This is a genomic window from Bacillus sp. AMCV2, from assembly GCF_056033925.1.
The window spans coordinates 3,462,455-3,478,288 of sequence record NZ_JBVYIB010000002.1; the positions used below are offsets into that span (position 1 = coordinate 3,462,455).

At 42.0% G+C, this 15,834-nt stretch carries 18 protein-coding genes; all 18 read right to left on the reverse strand.

Going from position 1 to position 15,834, the window contains the following annotated elements; translation table 11 throughout:
- Positions 1-32 precede the first annotated feature (32 nt).
- The gene (gene ctpB / locus AC0OMA_RS17925; RefSeq protein WP_474222310.1) at positions 33-1,475 is read right to left on the reverse strand and encodes a carboxy-terminal processing protease CtpB; all 1,443 of its coding nucleotides are present in this window, start codon (positions 1,473-1,475) and stop codon (positions 33-35) included.
- A gap of 139 nt (positions 1,476-1,614) precedes the next feature.
- Positions 1,615-2,505, reverse strand: coding sequence for a permease-like cell division protein FtsX (gene ftsX, locus AC0OMA_RS17930; RefSeq protein ID WP_009968247.1), 891 nt, complete (start codon positions 2,503-2,505; stop codon positions 1,615-1,617).
- Complete coding sequence (ftsE, locus tag AC0OMA_RS17935) at positions 2,498-3,184, reverse strand: cell division ATP-binding protein FtsE (RefSeq protein ID WP_003228039.1); 687 nt, start codon at positions 3,182-3,184, stop codon at positions 2,498-2,500. Before ftsE ends, ftsX begins: the two co-directional genes overlap by 8 nt.
- Positions 3,185-3,417: 233 nt before the next feature.
- A complete protein-coding gene (cccB, locus tag AC0OMA_RS17940) occupies positions 3,418-3,756 on the reverse strand; it encodes a cytochrome c551 (RefSeq protein ID WP_015483761.1) in 339 nt (112 codons plus the stop codon).
- 48 nt (positions 3,757-3,804) lie between these two features.
- Positions 3,805-4,650: a YitT family protein gene (locus AC0OMA_RS17945; protein WP_015483762.1), complete on the reverse strand. Its 846-nt coding sequence runs from the start codon at positions 4,648-4,650 to the stop codon at positions 3,805-3,807.
- 165 nt (positions 4,651-4,815) lie between these two features.
- A protein-coding gene (prfB, locus tag AC0OMA_RS17950) for a peptide chain release factor 2 (protein WP_010886623.1) occupies positions 4,816-5,917 on the reverse strand; the annotation gives its coding sequence in 2 pieces (ribosomal slippage) (positions 4,816-5,844 and positions 5,846-5,917; 1,101 coding nt in all).
- 69 nt (positions 5,918-5,986) lie between these two features.
- The gene (gene secA / locus AC0OMA_RS17955) at positions 5,987-8,512 is read right to left on the reverse strand and encodes a preprotein translocase subunit SecA (protein ID WP_161986335.1); all 2,526 of its coding nucleotides are present in this window, start codon (positions 8,510-8,512) and stop codon (positions 5,987-5,989) included.
- 167 nt (positions 8,513-8,679) lie between these two features.
- A complete protein-coding gene (gene hpf, locus AC0OMA_RS17960; protein ID WP_003228031.1) occupies positions 8,680-9,249 on the reverse strand; it encodes a ribosome hibernation promotion factor in 570 nt (189 codons plus the stop codon).
- A 190-nt stretch (positions 9,250-9,439) separates the two neighbouring features.
- Positions 9,440-9,817, reverse strand: coding sequence for a DUF8042 domain-containing protein (locus AC0OMA_RS17965; RefSeq protein ID WP_003244377.1), 378 nt, complete (start codon positions 9,815-9,817; stop codon positions 9,440-9,442).
- A 9-nt stretch (positions 9,818-9,826) separates the two neighbouring features.
- A complete protein-coding gene (fliT, locus tag AC0OMA_RS17970) occupies positions 9,827-10,168 on the reverse strand; it encodes a flagella biosynthesis regulatory protein FliT (protein ID WP_014481040.1) in 342 nt (113 codons plus the stop codon).
- Positions 10,165-10,566, reverse strand: a complete 402-nt coding sequence (gene fliS / locus AC0OMA_RS17975) for a flagellar export chaperone FliS (protein ID WP_014481041.1) — start codon at positions 10,564-10,566, stop codon at positions 10,165-10,167. The genes fliT and fliS overlap by 4 nt, the downstream gene beginning before the upstream one ends.
- A 21-nt stretch (positions 10,567-10,587) precedes the next feature.
- Entirely contained in the window at positions 10,588-12,084 is a 1,497-nt protein-coding gene (locus AC0OMA_RS17980) for a flagellar hook-associated protein 2 (RefSeq protein ID WP_015384779.1), read from the reverse strand.
- A 17-nt stretch (positions 12,085-12,101) separates the two neighbouring features.
- Positions 12,102-12,431: a flagellar protein FlaG gene (flaG, locus tag AC0OMA_RS17985; RefSeq protein ID WP_009968250.1), complete on the reverse strand. Its 330-nt coding sequence runs from the start codon at positions 12,429-12,431 to the stop codon at positions 12,102-12,104.
- Positions 12,432-12,669: 238 nt separating this feature from the next.
- Positions 12,670-13,491: a flagellin Hag gene (hag, locus tag AC0OMA_RS17990; protein ID WP_029725988.1), complete on the reverse strand. Its 822-nt coding sequence runs from the start codon at positions 13,489-13,491 to the stop codon at positions 12,670-12,672.
- Between the two features lie 144 nt (positions 13,492-13,635).
- Positions 13,636-13,860: a carbon storage regulator CsrA gene (gene csrA, locus AC0OMA_RS17995; RefSeq protein WP_003219727.1), complete on the reverse strand. Its 225-nt coding sequence runs from the start codon at positions 13,858-13,860 to the stop codon at positions 13,636-13,638.
- Positions 13,854-14,285 (reverse strand): flagellar assembly protein FliW, encoded by a 432-nt coding sequence (gene fliW / locus AC0OMA_RS18000; RefSeq protein WP_003228007.1) that lies wholly within the window; start codon positions 14,283-14,285, stop codon positions 13,854-13,856. The genes csrA and fliW overlap by 7 nt, the downstream gene beginning before the upstream one ends.
- 20 nt (positions 14,286-14,305) lie before the next feature.
- Positions 14,306-14,881 (reverse strand): DUF6470 family protein, encoded by a 576-nt coding sequence (locus AC0OMA_RS18005; RefSeq protein ID WP_015384781.1) that lies wholly within the window; start codon positions 14,879-14,881, stop codon positions 14,306-14,308.
- 46 nt (positions 14,882-14,927) lie between these two features.
- Complete coding sequence (gene flgL / locus AC0OMA_RS18010; protein WP_014478126.1) at positions 14,928-15,824, reverse strand: flagellar hook-associated protein FlgL; 897 nt, start codon at positions 15,822-15,824, stop codon at positions 14,928-14,930.
- Positions 15,825-15,834: the final 10 nt, after the last annotated feature.

A 15,834-nucleotide genomic window follows, 5' to 3' on the forward strand; every position in this document is an offset into this window, starting at 1 on the left:
ACAAAGAAACAGGAGATGGGATACCATCTCCTTTAATTGACAAATAATGATTTCAATGCTGTTTGAAGCTGCAAATCATTTTTTTCATCTGATTTTTTCTTTTCTATCTGCTGATTTAATGTCTCTGCAGTGCGAGTGTCGATCACACCGGTTTTATTCAGCTTGTTTTGATCCTGAAAAGCCATAACCGCTTTTTTCATGTCTTTGCTGAAATAGCCATCCTCACGTCCCGGATCAAAGCTGAGACCTTTTAACAATACCTGCGCATGCTTGACGTCTTCATTGTTCATGTCCACTTTAAGCGGCTCTTTCAGCTGTAAGGGCCCGGCGGAAAAATAATCGGGCTGCTTAATCGCAATGGTCGGTTCAATTCCTTTCTTATGAATCCAGTTTCCATTTGGCGTCAGCCACTTGTAAAGCGTTAATTTGATGTTGCTGCCGTCCCCCATTGGCACAGCCTGTTGAACCGTTCCCTTTCCAAAAGACGTATCGCCTACAACATCATAATGGCCAGCTTCCTTTAATGCGCCGGCAAGAATTTCTGATGCAGAGGCACTTCCTTTATCCGTAATCACATTGACAGGGTACGCTTTTTTATGGGTCAATGTTGAAAAATAACGTTTTTTATCTCCATTGCGTTCAGCAATCTGAATATACGGCTGGTCCTTTGTAACGAAATGCTTAAGAATTTCTTCCACACTTTGAAGATATCCGCCCGGATTGCCGCGTACATCAATGACAAGTCCTTCTATTTCTTTTTTCTCAAGCTCCCTTAGCGCTTTTGCAAAATCCTCTGCGGTGTGCTCAGAAAAAGTAGAGATGGCAATATATCCGACAGAATGCCCCTGTACTTTTTTCTCTGATGCAAAAACCGTTTCGAGCGGAATCTCAGCTCTCTTGATCCGGAATGACAGCTGCTTCTTCGTTCCAGGCCGCTGAATCTTCATTGAAACGCTGGACCCTTTTTTTCCTCTTATTTTTAACACAGCGTGGTTTAAATCCTTGCCGGCCATCGATTCTCCATTGATGCTGATAATTTCATCATTAGGCTTCAACCCGGCTTTTTCCGCTGGCGATTTCTTGAATGGGGAAACAATAATAATTTTGCCGTCTTCCATGCCAACCTCAGCCCCGATGCCTTCAAATGAGGAATCAAGAGAATCAGAAAATTGCTTAGCTGTCTGCTTGTCCATGTAAACAGAATAAGGATCATTTAGCGTAGACAGCATTCCCTGGATGGCTTCCTCGAGCAGCTTTTCTCTATCTACTTTTTCTACGTACTCATTCGAAATTAACTCATACGCTTTTTCGATTTTGTCCATAGCTTTATCCCGTTCAGAGTCAGCTTGGGCCGTCGCGGGAACTGCTGCAGTCTGGGGCTTATCCATCTCAAGCAGGTTGATTCCCGCATATACACCGGCGCCTCCGAACAGCATGCTCCCTGCTGCTATCACAGCCATTATTTTTTGATTCATCCTTTACTCCTCCTGTATGCCAGACTGTCTTTACCAAAACCTAGAGATAGTATATGTAAAGGATGGAGATTTCATGTAATCATAGAAGAAAAAGAAGGCAAATGAAAAGCCGTCCCGAAAGCGGGACGGCTTTTTCACTTTATACTCGCAAAAACTTGCGGATGGAAGTCAGACTTCCCCATACTCCAATTACTGCGCCGATTGCAATCAGCACTAGCGAAACTTGGAATACAAATGGATTATAAGGAAGAAGAGAGACAAATGATCCTTGAACCTTTGGAACGACCCATCCGATGACGTATTGGTAAGTGCTCAGCACCAGTGCAATCGGTATCACAGAACCGAATACGCCTAGCAGCAATCCTTCAAGGAAAAACGGCCAGCGAATAAACCAGTTTGTCGCGCCGACAAGCTTCATGATTTCAATTTCTTTTCTTCTTGCGAAAATTGTAATTTTAATGGTGTTGGAAATTAAGAACATCGCCGTAAATACCAGGCCGATAATTAACGCGATTCCAATGTTGCGGGAAACGCCGACCACTTTAAACAAACGGCTGACCTCTTCTTTTCCATAAGTGACTTTATAAACATGATCCATTTTTTCGATCTTTTTCGCCACGTTCGGCGTATCATGCGGATCTGTCGTTTTGACGACAAACGCATCATTAAGCGGGTTTTCCTGATCCTTCATTGTCAGAGATTTTCCGCTGTCACCAAAACTGTCAACCAACTGGTCAAGCTCTTTTTCTTTAGATGAAAAAGTGACACTCTGAATGCCCTTCAGTTCCTTAATATCGTTCTGAAGCTTGTCCTGCGCCTTCTGATCTGCAGTCAGATCAATCAACACTTTGATTTCGACTTGCTTTTCTGCATTCGTGGCCATGTTATTCAAATTCAGCATAATCACTAAAAACACGCCGACTAAAATCAGCGTAACGGTTACAGCACTAATGGACGCAAATGTCATCCATGTGTTTCTCCCGAGAGATTTAAAACTCTCACGCAAGTGGCGCCCGAGAATTTTAATCATATGAACCATACTCCCCTCTTGACTCATCACGCACAATGATACCATCTTCGATTGCAATGACACGTTTCTTCATGGTGTTTACAATTTCTTTATTATGTGTCGCCATCACGACTGTTGTCCCGCGGTTGTTAATTTCCTCCAGCGTCTTCATGACTTCCCAGGACGTATCCGGATCAAGGTTTCCTGTCGGTTCATCAGCAATGACAACATCAGGGTTGTTCACAATTGATCTGGCAATAGATACACGCTGCTGCTCCCCGCCTGAAAGCTGGTCAGGAAATTGTCGCGCTTTATGCTTCAGCTGCACGAGATCAAGCACTTCAAGCACCCGTTTCTTAATGACAGACGGCTGTTCTCCAATCACTTCAAGGGCAAATGCCACATTTTCAAAAACAGTAAGTTTCGGAAGAAGCTTGAAATCCTGAAAGACAACGCCTATTTTGCGGCGCACGAAAGGAATCTCTTTTTCTTTAATTGTCGCGAGATCTTTATGATTGATTAAAATTTGTCCTTTTGTCGGTTTTTCTTCTCTGTAAATCATTTTAATAAAAGTAGATTTACCCGCTCCGCTCGGACCAACAACATACACAAACTCGCCGGGATGGATGGTAACAGAAATCCCATTGAGCGCTTTTACGCCGTTCGGATAGGCTTTATATACTTCCTTCATCTCTATCATGAAATCACCTAATCTTTTATATCATTTTATCTATCACACGGTCATACTCTTCGAATGCATTCGACAATTTATGACCCATTCATTTGTAAAAAGATGGAAAATCTGAAAGTTCCCTTTTTCAATACACTTCATTATACGTCAAATTTAGACATAATACTATTACAGTTTCTTTTCATTCATATTGTCAAAGCATAAAAACATCCTTGCCGGCACTCAGCAAGGATGTTTTTATCTTACTTTTTTTCTGACAGCCATTTGGCAATAACAGCGGCTTCGTTATCATCTACAAGCCCCTTTGGCATATTGCCGCGGCCGTTTTTAATAATGCCTTCAATTTTGTGTTCATCGTATTTGCCTCCGACCTCTTGGAGATTAGGCCCTGACACACCTTCTAAATCCTTGCCGTGGCAGCCTACGCAGCTTTGCTGATATAATTCTTCTCCTTCAGATGCAGTGGCTTCCGTCTTGCTGCCGGTGTCTGTCTTCTCTTCTTTTGCATCGTTTGATCCGCAGGCAGCCAACAGAACAGAAAGCGCAAATCCAAGCATTAGTATCGATAACTTTGATTTCATGTTGAGAAGCACAACTCCTTTACGATCTCTTCCATATTATAACCTCGTTTAAGCGCGTTTGAAACCCTCGCCCAGCACCTCGCTCGCGTCTGCTACAATCACAAAAGCTGACTCATCAATCTGTTTGACGATTTGTTTCAATTTGGTGAATTCAGTTTGCCCAACCACGCACATTAAAATCGGACGGTCATCGTCAGTATATCCGCCGACTGCAGAAATTTTTGTCACGCCTCTGTCAATCTTCTGTAAGACAGCCTCCTTGACAGCCTGCTCCTGCTTTGTAATGATGAGTGCCATTTTTGAGCGATTAAAGCCGACTTGCACAACATCAATGGTTTTGCTGGACACATAGACGCCAAGCATGGCATATAAGCCTTGCTCAATATTAAATACGATCATAGCCGTAACAACAATCATTCCGTCAATGATGGCGAGGCACTTCCCCAATGACAGACCGGAGTACTTATGAATGATCTGTGCAGCCAAGGCTGTACCTCCCGTCGAACCTTTCCCTAAGTACACAATACCAATTCCGATACCTATCCCGACACCGCCAAAAATCGCCGCCAAGAGTTCATGATGAGTGGCGGGCTGAATATCCCTTGTCAAAAACACTACTAGCGGCAAAAACACAGAACCTGCAAGTGTCTTTAGTCCAAATTTCCCGCCGAGCAAAATGACGCCAGCAATAAATAAAGGGATATTAATAATCCACTGTACATACGCTGCTTCAAAACCATATGATTGTAAAATCGTACTGATCCCGCTGACACCGCCGGCGGCAATCTTGTTCGGAAGCAAAAATACATTAAAGGACACGGCCGTAATCGCTGCTCCTAACAATATGTATACATAATCCCGCAAAATCCACAATGTTTTATTCCGTACGTCCATCATATATCCTCCGTTTCTTCCAATGCTCTCCGATAGCATTTTAATCCTTCCCTGATTAGATGTAAATAACACCCAAATACAGTGGTAATATGCTAAAGCAGCAGTGAAATCAAGGATATAAGGAATAAAAAAACACACCCGTATGCATCAGGTGTGTTTTTCAGCTTATGAAAGCTTAGAACGGAGGTAGGCATCAATGAACGTATCAATGTCACCATCCATTACAGCTTGAACGTTCCCCATTTCTGTATTGGTCCGATGGTCTTTTACCATGGAATACGGATGGAATACATAAGAACGGATTTGGCTGCCCCAGCCGATTTCTTTTTGTTCACCGCGAATTTCATCCAGCTCTGCCTGCTGCTCTTCAATTCTGCGCTGATACAGCTTGGCCTTCAGCATTTTCATGGCTCTTTCACGGTTTTTAATTTGTGAGCGCTCCGTTTGGCATGTCACAACTACGTTCGTCGGCAAGTGAGTAATCCGAACGGCTGAATCCGTCGTATTGACGTGCTGTCCGCCCGCGCCGCTTGCACGGTACGTGTCAACTTTAATATCCTCCGTACGAATATCAATATCAATTTCATCGTTAAATTCAGGCATGACTTCACATGAAACGAAAGATGTGTGGCGGCGGCCTGATGAATCAAATGGTGAGATCCGCACAAGACGATGGACACCTTTTTCTGCTTTGAGATACCCGTAAGCGTTGTGTCCTTTGATGAGCAATGTCACTGACTTGATTCCAGCCTCGTCACCTGGAAGGTAATCGAGTGTTTCTACTTTAAAGCCGCGGCGCTCTCCCCATCTTGTATACATTCTAAGAAGCATAGAGCCCCAGTCCTGTGACTCTGTACCGCCAGCACCAGGGTGCAGTTCTAAAATCGCGTTATTTTTATCATACGGCTCGCTGAGAAGAAGCTGAAGCTCAAACTCATTGAACTCTTTTGTTAATGATTTTAGTTCTTTTTCAAGCTCAAGCTGGAGATCAGTGTCCGGCTCTTCTTTCAAAAGATCATGAGTCATTTGTAATTCTTCGTGAGATTCATTCAATTTTTTATACGAATTGACATAATCCTTTAAACCGTTTGCTTCATTTATAACCGTTTGAGCTTTTTGCTGATCATTCCAGAATTCCGGATCAGCCATTTGTTCATCTAGCTCAGCAATGCGAGCCTCCTTTGATTCGAGGTCAAAGAGACCCCCTAAAGTCCGCTAAACGAGAAGCCATATTTTCGAGCTCTGCTCTGATTTCTGATAATTCCATTTCATTCACCTCATTAAAATATACGCAGGCGCCTGCAGGCGCCGCGGTCAGTAAACTTGCCGGAGCGAACTATTCAGTACGGCCGCAGCAATTTTTATATTTTTTCCCGCTTCCGCAGTGGCATGGGGCATTTCGGCCGATATCAACCACTTTGCGAACCGGTGCTTTCTTTGCTTTTTTGTTATCGTCGCCTTCTTGCGGCTGATGAGCTGTTGTTTGGCCTTGTACAACCTCTTCACGCTCCAGATTGTTTTCAATCTCAGCTTTCATCACAAATTTTGCGACCTCGTCCTCTATTGATTCAATCATATGCTCAAACATCGCAAAGCCTTCCATTTGATACTCACGAAGAGGGTTCGTCTGCGCGTAAGCACGAAGGTGAATCCCTTGGCGGAGCTGATCCATCGCATCAATGTGATCCATCCATTTAGAATCAACGGCACGAAGAACGATAACTTTTTCGAATTCGCGCATTTGCTCTTTGCCAAATTGCTCTTCCTTCTCATTATATTTTGTGATGATGCGATCCATAATGAGATCAAGCATTTCATCCGGTTCTTTGCCGAAGATATCGCTCTTCTCAAGCGCACCTTCATCAAGATAAGTTGTGTTGATAAGATCAACTAGACCGTCAAGCTTCCACTCCTCAGGAAGCTCTTCTCTTGGCGTATAGGCTGCAATTGCACGTTCGAGAGAAGACTTGATCATATTTTCAACGATTTCACGCAGGTTTTCAGAGTCAATGACTTCAAAGCGCTGCTTATAAATGACCTCACGCTGCTGGCGGAGAACATCATCATATTGCAGAAGCTGTTTACGCGAATCGAAGTTATTGCCTTCGACGCGTTTTTGAGACGATTCAACCGCGCGAGATACCATTTTGCTTTGGATTGGAGTAGAGTCGTCCATGCCGAAGCGGTCCAGCATCGCCATTGTCCGCTCAGCTCCGAATCTGCGCATCAATTCATCTTCCATAGAAAGATAAAATTGAGTAATCCCCGGGTCTCCCTGACGTCCGGAGCGACCTCGAAGCTGATTGTCAATCCGGCGTGATTCATGTCGTTCTGTTCCGACAACAGCGAGTCCGCCAAGCTCTTTTACTCCTTCGCCAAGCTTAATGTCCGTTCCGCGCCCCGCCATGTTAGTCGCAATCGTCACTGCGCCTTTTTGGCCGGCCTCTTCAATGATCTGCGCTTCACGTTCATGGTTTTTGGCATTTAACACTTGATGCGGAATTCCTTTGTTTTTAAGCAGCTTAGAAATCAATTCAGATGTTTCAACGGCAACCGTACCGACTAGAACAGGCTGTCCCGTCATGTAACGCTGTGCGACATCCTCCGCAACTGCCTTAAACTTTCCTTCCATCGTGCGGTAAATTAAATCCGGGCGGTCATCACGGACAACTGGCCTGTTGGTAGGGATCGTGACAACCTGCATGTTGTAGATGTTGCGGAATTCTTCTTCCTCTGTCTTAGCCGTACCCGTCATACCGGCAAGTTTTTCGTACATCCGGAAGTAGTTTTGGAACGTAATCGTCGCCAAGGTCATGCTTTCGTTTTGAATCTCAAGCCCTTCCTTCGCTTCAATCGCCTGGTGAAGCCCCTCACTGTAGCGGCGGCCTTTCATCAGACGTCCCGTGAAGGAATCAACAATAACAACCTGTCCGTCTTCCACTACATAGTCAACGTCCTTTTGCATCGCAACGTGAGCTTTTAAGGCCTGGTTGATATGGTGGTTGAGCGCGACATGCTTCACATCAAAGAGGTTATCGATGCCGAACGCTTTTTCCGCCTTCGTCATTCCTTCTTCAGTAAGCTGTACAGCTTTTGTTTTGATATCGTACGTGTAATCCTTCTCCGCTTTTAACGTACGGACAAAAGCATTTGCCTGTACGTACAGCTTAGTGGATTTTGCAGCTTGTCCAGAAATGATAAGCGGTGTTCTCGCTTCATCAATTAAAATAGAGTCAACTTCATCAATTACCGCAAAATGAAGCGGGCGCTGAACCATCTGCTCTTTATATAGAACCATATTGTCACGCAAATAGTCGAAGCCAAGCTCATTGTTTGTAGAGTAAGTAATATCAGCGGCATAAGCTTCCCGTTTTTCGTCTTTTGACATTGAGTTTAAATTCAAACCGACAGTCAGACCGAGAAACTCGAAAATTTTCCCCATTTGCTCAGCGTCACGGCTTGCCAAGTATTCGTTGACAGTCACGACGTGTACGCCTTTACCTGTTAACGCATTTAAATAAACAGGCAGGGTAGACGTTAATGTTTTCCCTTCCCCTGTTTTCATTTCCGCTATATTTCCGTCATGAAGCGCCACGCCCCCCATGAGCTGGACTTTAAACGGAAACATGCCTGTCACGCGGCGTGAAGCTTCTCGAACAACAGCGAAAGCTTCAACAAGAAGATCATCCGTTGTCGCCCCTTTTTCAAGACGCTCTTTAAATTCAATTGTTTTATGTTTCAACGCGTCGTCAGAGAGATTTTCATAGTCTCCGCGAATCGCATCAATATCGTTAGCAATTTTTTCGTATCTATTCAGCGTACGTTTTGTTGGATCAAACATTTTATTTAAAATTCCAAGCATTTATAACGCTCCTCTATCATCACATGCCTATTTTAGAGGCATGTATAAATAATTTACTAGTCCATGTATACCTCTCATTATCATATCATACCTTTTGTTATTTCCAAAGAATTTGCAAATAAGAAAAACAAAAACCTTCCGCGGACATCACGGAAGGCTTCTCTTCATTATTCAGTCGGTTCAATTAAGCCATATTTCCCGTCATTTCTGCGGTACACGACATTTGTAAGGTTTGTTTCCGCATTTGTGAAAACAAAGAAATTATGGCCGAGCATATTCATTTGCAGGATCGCTTCTTCACTATCCATCGGCTTTAAATTAAAGCGTTTCTGACGGACGATATCCAAGCTCTCCTCCTCTTCTATGTCATCCTGAACCGCAATATCTGTATCAGAGCCAAGACCGTTTGCCAATAAATATTTTGGAGAGCCCTGCTCACGGAATTTACGGTTTACTTTCGTTTTATGCTTACGGATTTGACGTTCCAGTTTGTTTGTTGCGAGATCAATTGCGTTGTACATATCCTCGTTATGCACCTCGGACCGAAGCGCCAGATCTGTCATCGGAATCGTAACCTCAACCTTAGACTCCTTGTCATTGTAAAACTTCAAGTTGACGTTCACATCAGCATCCACGCTATGGTCAAAATAGCGCTCCAGCTTGCCGATCTTCCTCTCGACATGATCCTTTAACGCGGGTGTCACTTCAATATTTTCTCCTCTGATGTTATAGTTCATCAAAGAACGCCTCCCTTTTATTAAGGATATGTATCTATTTCTCTTTTACCCTTTACAATTCCTGCTGAAACATAAATCTTTTGTGAAAATTCAGTGAACTTTGTCGAATTTTGTTTGTATTTGCTCTGTTATTGGCGGTTCGGAGGTATATGTATATGCTGATTGAACGAAACAAATACCTCACACACGCCTAATTGATTAAAAAGGGTTCCATACATTGATGAATAGACAGCATCCATTTTCTATAATGAATCAGAAAATGTTCCTTTAAATACTCACAGAACTCATGAGAGGGAAAAGAGAAAGAGACCAATTGATCAAACTCCGCAAAAATTTGGTCAAATGCTTTCACACAAATTTCAGCACACCGCGAATCCATAATGAAGAGAAGTGTTGAATGTGTTGAATCCAAATAAAAAAAGGCTTGGATCAGATCTTGGTAGATCCGATCCCCTTCTGTTTTTGATAAATTCTCTTCAGCCTCTATCAAATAACACAACCCTTCTTCAATGGTAAAAAGAAGATGATAATAAGCTGATAAAAGCGTATAATCTTCAATGCTCTTCAAGGCACTCACCTATTTACGCTTGTCATAATATGTGCCGTCAATCGTAATGTTGTTATAAGGGTTTAAATACGTCGTATGCATCACACGTTTTCTTTTCATCTGCTGAAGTTCTGCTGCGATTGACTGCTTCAGTCGTTCCATTTCCTTCACAATAAGCTGATCCCATGTCAGCACTAGCTTCATCTGCTTTCGCTCTTCTTCTGAAAGCGGCAGAGATATCTCCTGAATCAGTTCAGACCGTTTAGCCACAAAGTCTTCAATTTGTTTTAAAAGCTCATCGCTTTCCGGCGTATTTTGTATGTGTGACAGCATACTCTTCGTCTCAGTGTATAGTTGATCTATGTTATTCATGCGATCCCGCCTGATCCGTGCCGGTCCTTCCGTTCACTTTGAATGGCTTGTTTCCAAGCATCGCGAAAATCTGTTACATAGCCTTCAACCTCAGCCAGCATGCCCGTATCATTTTTGATATTTGCCTGTACCAATCTTCGATACATATAATCGTACATCGCACCCATGGAAGCGGAAAGCTCTATGTTACGGTTAAGTGTAAAATTTAATTCCTGAATAATATTTTGCGCTTTAATCAGATTCTCATTTTTACGTTCCATATCATCATTCTCAATGGCCTGAGAGGCAAGTCTTATAAATTTTAAACAGCCATTATACAGCATAAGCGTCAGCTCCCCGGGTGTAGCCGTATTCACTGAATTTTGCTGATAGGCTGTATATGGATTTTGGATCGCCATGTGTCATCCTCCAAATTACATTTATTGTACAAGAAGCTGTGATAAATAGGACGCTTGTTCGTTCATTTTTTGAATCGCAGAATCCATTGCACTGAATTTTGAATAATAGCGGTTTTCTATTGTGGTCAACCGGTCCTGCATTTTGGTAATATTAGTGCTGATCGTGTTTAAATTTTTACCGATTGAATAATCATTGGTTCCCATTGTCGAGTTACCGGCTTTTGCTTCAATGCTTTTCACCGTACTTTTCAGGGTGTCACCGATGCGTTTCATAATCCCTTTATCACTATAGGCGCTGCTGTTCGACCCACTTGTAAATAAAGCGGCGACACTTTGCGGATCTTCTTGTATCTTAGCTTTCAGTTTGTCTTCATTAATCTCTAGATGTCCTCGCATTTGGTAAGCACCTGACGTTGTGATGCCAAATTCAGTTAATTGATAGGTTTTTCCATCCGCATTAACTTGAGAATAAAAATCAGTCCGCATTTGGTTCGTACCAGTGCTGATACTAGTATCATTTTTCAGCAAACCGCTTTTTGCCTTTTCCTCCCAGAGTTCTACCTCTTTATCGGTCATTGCTTCTTTTTGTTCACTCGTCAGCGGCGCATAGTCTCGGTATTTTTCTTCTTTCAGCTTTCCATTCAGGCTGTCAACCAGTTCATTGTATTTATCTACAAACTCTTTGATTTGGTTATAAATCCCGTCAACATCAGTAGATACAGATGTGGTAACAGGGCCTGTTGCTGCAGTTGTATTTTTAATTGTGTAGGTAACACCATTAACTGTAAAGTTGTTTGTCAGCTTCTCCATTTCAAAGCCGTTAATTGTGACTTTGGCATTTGTGCCTTCTTTGTAAGCAGTGAGCTTATTATCAGCATCCAAAGAAAAACCAAGCTGACCGGACATAAAGTCAGCTGTAGCAGAGTCTGCTGCCTGTATACTGCCTCCTGCACCTGTTGCTTTAGAAGAAAACGCAATTGTTTCTACGTACTCTGTACCATTCCAAATTTTATCTTTAAAAGCTGATACTCCTAGATCTGAGCTGTTAAGTTTAGAAATCACATTATCAATCGTATCGGCGCTCGTCACACTAATGTTCACTGTTTTTGCCGTTGTTTCGCCAGGCGCAACAACGTTAAATGCCAAATTGTAATCGCCTTGAGTGTATCCCGTATAATTGTTTGCCTTATACGTTGCTGCGGTTGCCAAGCTCGCCACTTCAACAGTAGAAGAAGAGTTTGCTGCACTTGCAGTTCCTGTAGCAGTTAAAACAGATTCGTTTGAACTTGTTACAGTTTTACTCTGAAACGTACTCGGATATGTCAGCTTATTATTAGACATATAATCTTGTAATTCTTTTATTTTTGAGTTTACTTCACGATAGCTGTCACGCTGCCATTCAAGAGTCTGCTTTTTTTGTGTCAGCTTATCAAGCGGCGCTCTTTCTGTCTGCATCAGCTTTGATACAATATCATCTATATCCATTCCTGACGCCAGACCTGTTATTCTTGTGACCATCTCAAACCACTCCTATTCTACTTTTTTTCATCTACAAATAACCCAAGAAATTCAGTCATAGCCGCATAAAAATCAAGCCACCGTTTTGGTGGAATTTCGCGGATCACTTCATTTGTAGAGTCCTCTATTACCTTTACATAGTATTCATTTAACTTGTCATGAAGCTCGAACTTCAGATGAACTTGCGAAGGTTCCAACAGCTTGTTCATTTCCCCCACCATTTCAGCAAGATTGGTATATGAAACTTGATGAACAGGAACCTCGTTATCATTATCTTTCTGATTATGTATTTGAGTATCATAACGATCCCAAACAGGTTGTAACGTAGTGAGCCTTTCAATGTTCAATTGATCATCCCCTATGCCCCAATCTATCGTTTATATCGACTAAATGGAGATAAGATTACACATATTTTTGGAAAAAAATCTTCTGTTTTAGATTTCTTGTTTTGAAATACATTTATAAAAAGTTAGTGGAGAATCCGGTTATTATATCATGAGTTAGTGACAGGATGAGGAATGATTCGGAGATAGAGATAGAAATATAAATTAAAAGACCCTGGCAACGCCAAGGTCTTTTTTAAAATTAACGTAACAATTGAAGTACGTTTTGCGGCTGTTGGTTTGCTTGAGCAAGCATCGCTTGAGAAGCCTGAGAAAGAATGTTGTTCTTTGTGAACTCGCTCATTTCTTTCGCCATGTCAACGTCACGGATACGAGACTCAGCAGCAGTTAAGTTTTCAGAAGAAGCACTAAGGTTGTTAATAGTGTGCTCTAGGCGGTTTTGTACCGCACCAAGTTTTGAACGTTGGCTTGAAACACTTGTAATTGCAGTATCGATTTTAGCGATCTCAGTGTCAAAACTAAAAGTAGCTGATGACACATCAATACCTTTTACTCCTAAAGTTGTCGCATCCATGTTGCCAATTGTAACATTAATATTTTGGGTAGCATTTGCACCGATTTGGAATGTAAAACCTGCTGTTACACTACCGTCTAGAAGTTTTTTTCCGTTAAATTCAGTACGTTGAGAAATACCATCGATCTCTTCAGTTAAAGCATCCATTTCATCTTTAATTGCAGTTAAATCTTCAGGTTGCTGTGTGCCAGTGTTACCAGCTTGAACAGTAAGTTCACGCATACGTTGAAGAATCGCATGAGTTTCAGTCAATGCACCCTCAGCTGTTTGGATAAGAGAGATTCCGTCTTGAGAGTTTTTAGAAGCCATATCAAGACCTCTGATTTGTCCTCTCATTTTTTCAGAGATCGCTAGACCCGCTGCGTCATCTCCCGCACGGTTGATACGTAGACCTGAAGAAAGTTTCTCCATGTTCTTTTGTGCTGCACCATTGTTTGAAGACAAACGGTTCAGTGTGTTAAGTGCTGCGATATTGTGGTTAATTCTCATTGTTTTGTTCCTCCCTGAATATGTTGTTTAGGCACGTCCTTGTGCCTTATTTTTGTAACTGGCGGAGTCATTTGCGCCTCCTTCCGGCTACATCATTAATATCGGATTGTCTCTGATTTTGTTAATACAAAAATAAAAAAATCCTCACTTTTTTTGTGAGGATAATGCGGAGATCACATCGCTGGATAACGCTGCTGCACGGTTATTTTCTTCCTGAATGGTCAAGTAAATTTCTTTCCTGTGAATATCAATATGCTTTGGGGCGTCAATTCCAAGCTTCACTTGATCCCCCTCAACCGCAATCACTTTTACTTCAATATCAGCACCTATTTGAATCGCTTCGTTTATTTTCCGCGATAAAACTAGCATGATTCTCCTCCAATCGGATGCTTTGTCGTATATGAGGAGTCGTGTAAAACGACTTGCTTAGCCATCATGTTCTTGCGATTCACAATAATGGGAGCCAATAAATTCGCAGTAGACTTTTCAAATGGCTCTGCCATAGTCAATATCGTCATGACTTCTACGTCTTGAATATTATCGATATCCAAAAGTTCAGCAGTTGATTCATCAAGGTCAAATTCATAATTCTTAAAAAAGATAAACGGACTTACGACGATGAATGCAAGATTTTCTGAAGTGACGGACTGCAGTGCCACGAATGGAGAGTCTTCTGAAAGCGGAAGTATGACAAATTGTTTTTCTTCTAAAAAGCCTGGAATCCCGCTTTCAAAAAGAATGATTTGCTCTTCTTTTATGTTCATTTGGCCATGGTACTTCGTATGAATGATCATTGTTCACGATCCTTTTCTTTTTACTTTTCGGGTGATTCTTTCGGGTATTCTACATCTATATTTAAATCAGGGTATTGGAGCATGTCAACCTTAACATTTCCTGGCGTATATTCAACAATTGGCTTATGCGGCTCAGCCTGAATAACAGGCTTTCGCGGCGTAATCTGAACATCAAGCTGTGACGGAGTATATTGTATTTTCACCCTAGATAGAGAAGGAGCATAATTTTCGCCTAATTGAATTTGGTGCATTTCAGAGTTCCTCCTTGCTTGTGAAGCGATTGGGTTCCCCTTATTTTCAATCCTCATAAGCTCGTCGCCTTCTTCTGCAGTGCGTGCTATTCCCTCCATTACATCCTCATGCCCTTGTTGGGCGGCTTCTTCAATTCTCTTGAAAACATGCTTTCTGTCTAGTTCTTCCCATGCTTGTGTCTGGTCAATCGTGAGTTTTCCAGGTGTCACCGATATTTCCATTTCCGCACTCGGCTGTTCGATCTCTAGATCAGCTTGAGGCTGCTCCATTTTTAAGCTGGCAGGCGTCGTTGTTAAACCAATTTTTCCTTGAACACTATGCATAATCAATCTGGGAATCTGCATCACTCTACCTCCTGAACTATAAAAAAAGCGAACTCCTAAGAGCCGCTTACTTTAAAAAGTCAATCAATGTAGGCTGAACAATTTGCGCATTAACAGCCAGAGTAGCCCTGTGAACGCTTTGCTGCGCAATAAATTCAGTTATTACTTCTTCCAGTTCTACATCTTCATTATCTGATAACACTTTTGTAGCTGTTTCTTCTTGAGCTGACAGTCTTGTATTAACCAGTTCAAGACGATTATATCTCGCTCCAAGATCAGATCGTTCAGCACTCATGCCGTCAGAAAAATGATCAATATCATCTAAAACATTGTCCATGCCATCTAGCGAACCAGAATTTAGTGCTTTCTCAAAAGAATCAAGCATTTCAAATACATTTTGCCCGCTTTCAGAAGTGCCTCCAAAAGCTGACTTTGGATCTGAATTCACTTTCAATGACATATTATTTGATATATTGACTACGACATCAGCTGTATCAGAAATTGTATAAGTTCCGTCTCCGTTATCTGTAACCGGAGGCTTATCTGAATTTGTGCCATTAAAGATATATCTGCCGTTCACTTGTGTATTCGCAATATTTAAAAGCTGTTCCTTTAACTGCTTTACCTCTACGCCAATCGCTTGCCGTTCCGACTCGCCGTTTGTATCATTTTGAGCTTCAACCGCTAATTCTCTGACCTTTGACAAGATGTCAATTCCTTCTGTAATGTTTGTTTCTGTGTTTTCGAGCCAGGTAAAGGCTTGAGAAGCATTGCTTTTGTACTGCTGCACTTGAGACAGTTGCGTATTATACTTTAAGCTTTTCATTGCTACTACAGGATCGTCGGAAGCTTTTGAGATTTTTTTCCCTGAAGAAATCTGCGACTGGAGTTTATCCAGCTTCGAGTAGCTCGAACCGATATATCTCAGTGAGTTTTGCTGTATCATGCCTTGTGTTACTCTCATGTGACTCTAC

What these genes read in the sequence shown, in the direction of transcription:
- hag (WP_029725988.1), bottom strand. Translation starts at nt 13,491, where the DNA reads ATGAGAATTAACCACAATATCGCAGCACTTAACACACTGAACCGTTTG.
- secA (WP_161986335.1), bottom strand. Translation starts at nt 8,512, where the DNA reads ATGCTTGGAATTTTAAATAAAATGTTTGATCCAACAAAACGTACGCTG.
- ftsE (WP_003228039.1), bottom strand. Translation starts at nt 3,184, where the DNA reads ATGATAGAGATGAAGGAAGTATATAAAGCCTATCCGAACGGCGTAAAA.
- ftsX (WP_009968247.1), bottom strand. Translation starts at nt 2,505, where the DNA reads ATGATTAAAATTCTCGGGCGCCACTTGCGTGAGAGTTTTAAATCTCTC.
- fliW (WP_003228007.1), bottom strand. Translation starts at nt 14,285, where the DNA reads ATGATCATTCATACGAAGTACCATGGCCAAATGAACATAAAAGAAGAG.
- csrA (WP_003219727.1), bottom strand. Translation starts at nt 13,860, where the DNA reads ATGCTAGTTTTATCGCGGAAAATAAACGAAGCGATTCAAATAGGTGCT.
- AC0OMA_RS17980 (WP_015384779.1), bottom strand. Translation starts at nt 12,084, where the DNA reads ATGGTCACAAGAATAACAGGTCTGGCGTCAGGAATGGATATAGATGAT.
- cccB (WP_015483761.1), bottom strand. Translation starts at nt 3,756, where the DNA reads ATGAAATCAAAGTTATCGATACTAATGCTTGGATTTGCGCTTTCTGTT.
- hpf (WP_003228031.1), bottom strand. Translation starts at nt 9,249, where the DNA reads ATGAACTATAACATCAGAGGAGAAAATATTGAAGTGACACCCGCGTTA.
- flgL (WP_014478126.1), bottom strand. Translation starts at nt 15,824, where the DNA reads ATGAGAGTAACACAAGGCATGATACAGCAAAACTCACTGAGATATATC.
- fliS (WP_014481041.1), bottom strand. Translation starts at nt 10,566, where the DNA reads ATGGCGATCCAAAATCCATATACAGCCTATCAGCAAAATTCAGTGAAT.
- AC0OMA_RS17945 (WP_015483762.1), bottom strand. Translation starts at nt 4,650, where the DNA reads ATGGACGTACGGAATAAAACATTGTGGATTTTGCGGGATTATGTATAC.
- AC0OMA_RS18005 (WP_015384781.1), bottom strand. Translation starts at nt 14,881, where the DNA reads ATGCAGATTCCCAGATTGATTATGCATAGTGTTCAAGGAAAAATTGGT.
- ctpB (WP_474222310.1), bottom strand. Translation starts at nt 1,475, where the DNA reads ATGAATCAAAAAATAATGGCTGTGATAGCAGCAGGGAGCATGCTGTTC.
- fliT (WP_014481040.1), bottom strand. Translation starts at nt 10,168, where the DNA reads ATGAATAACATAGATCAACTATACACTGAGACGAAGAGTATGCTGTCA.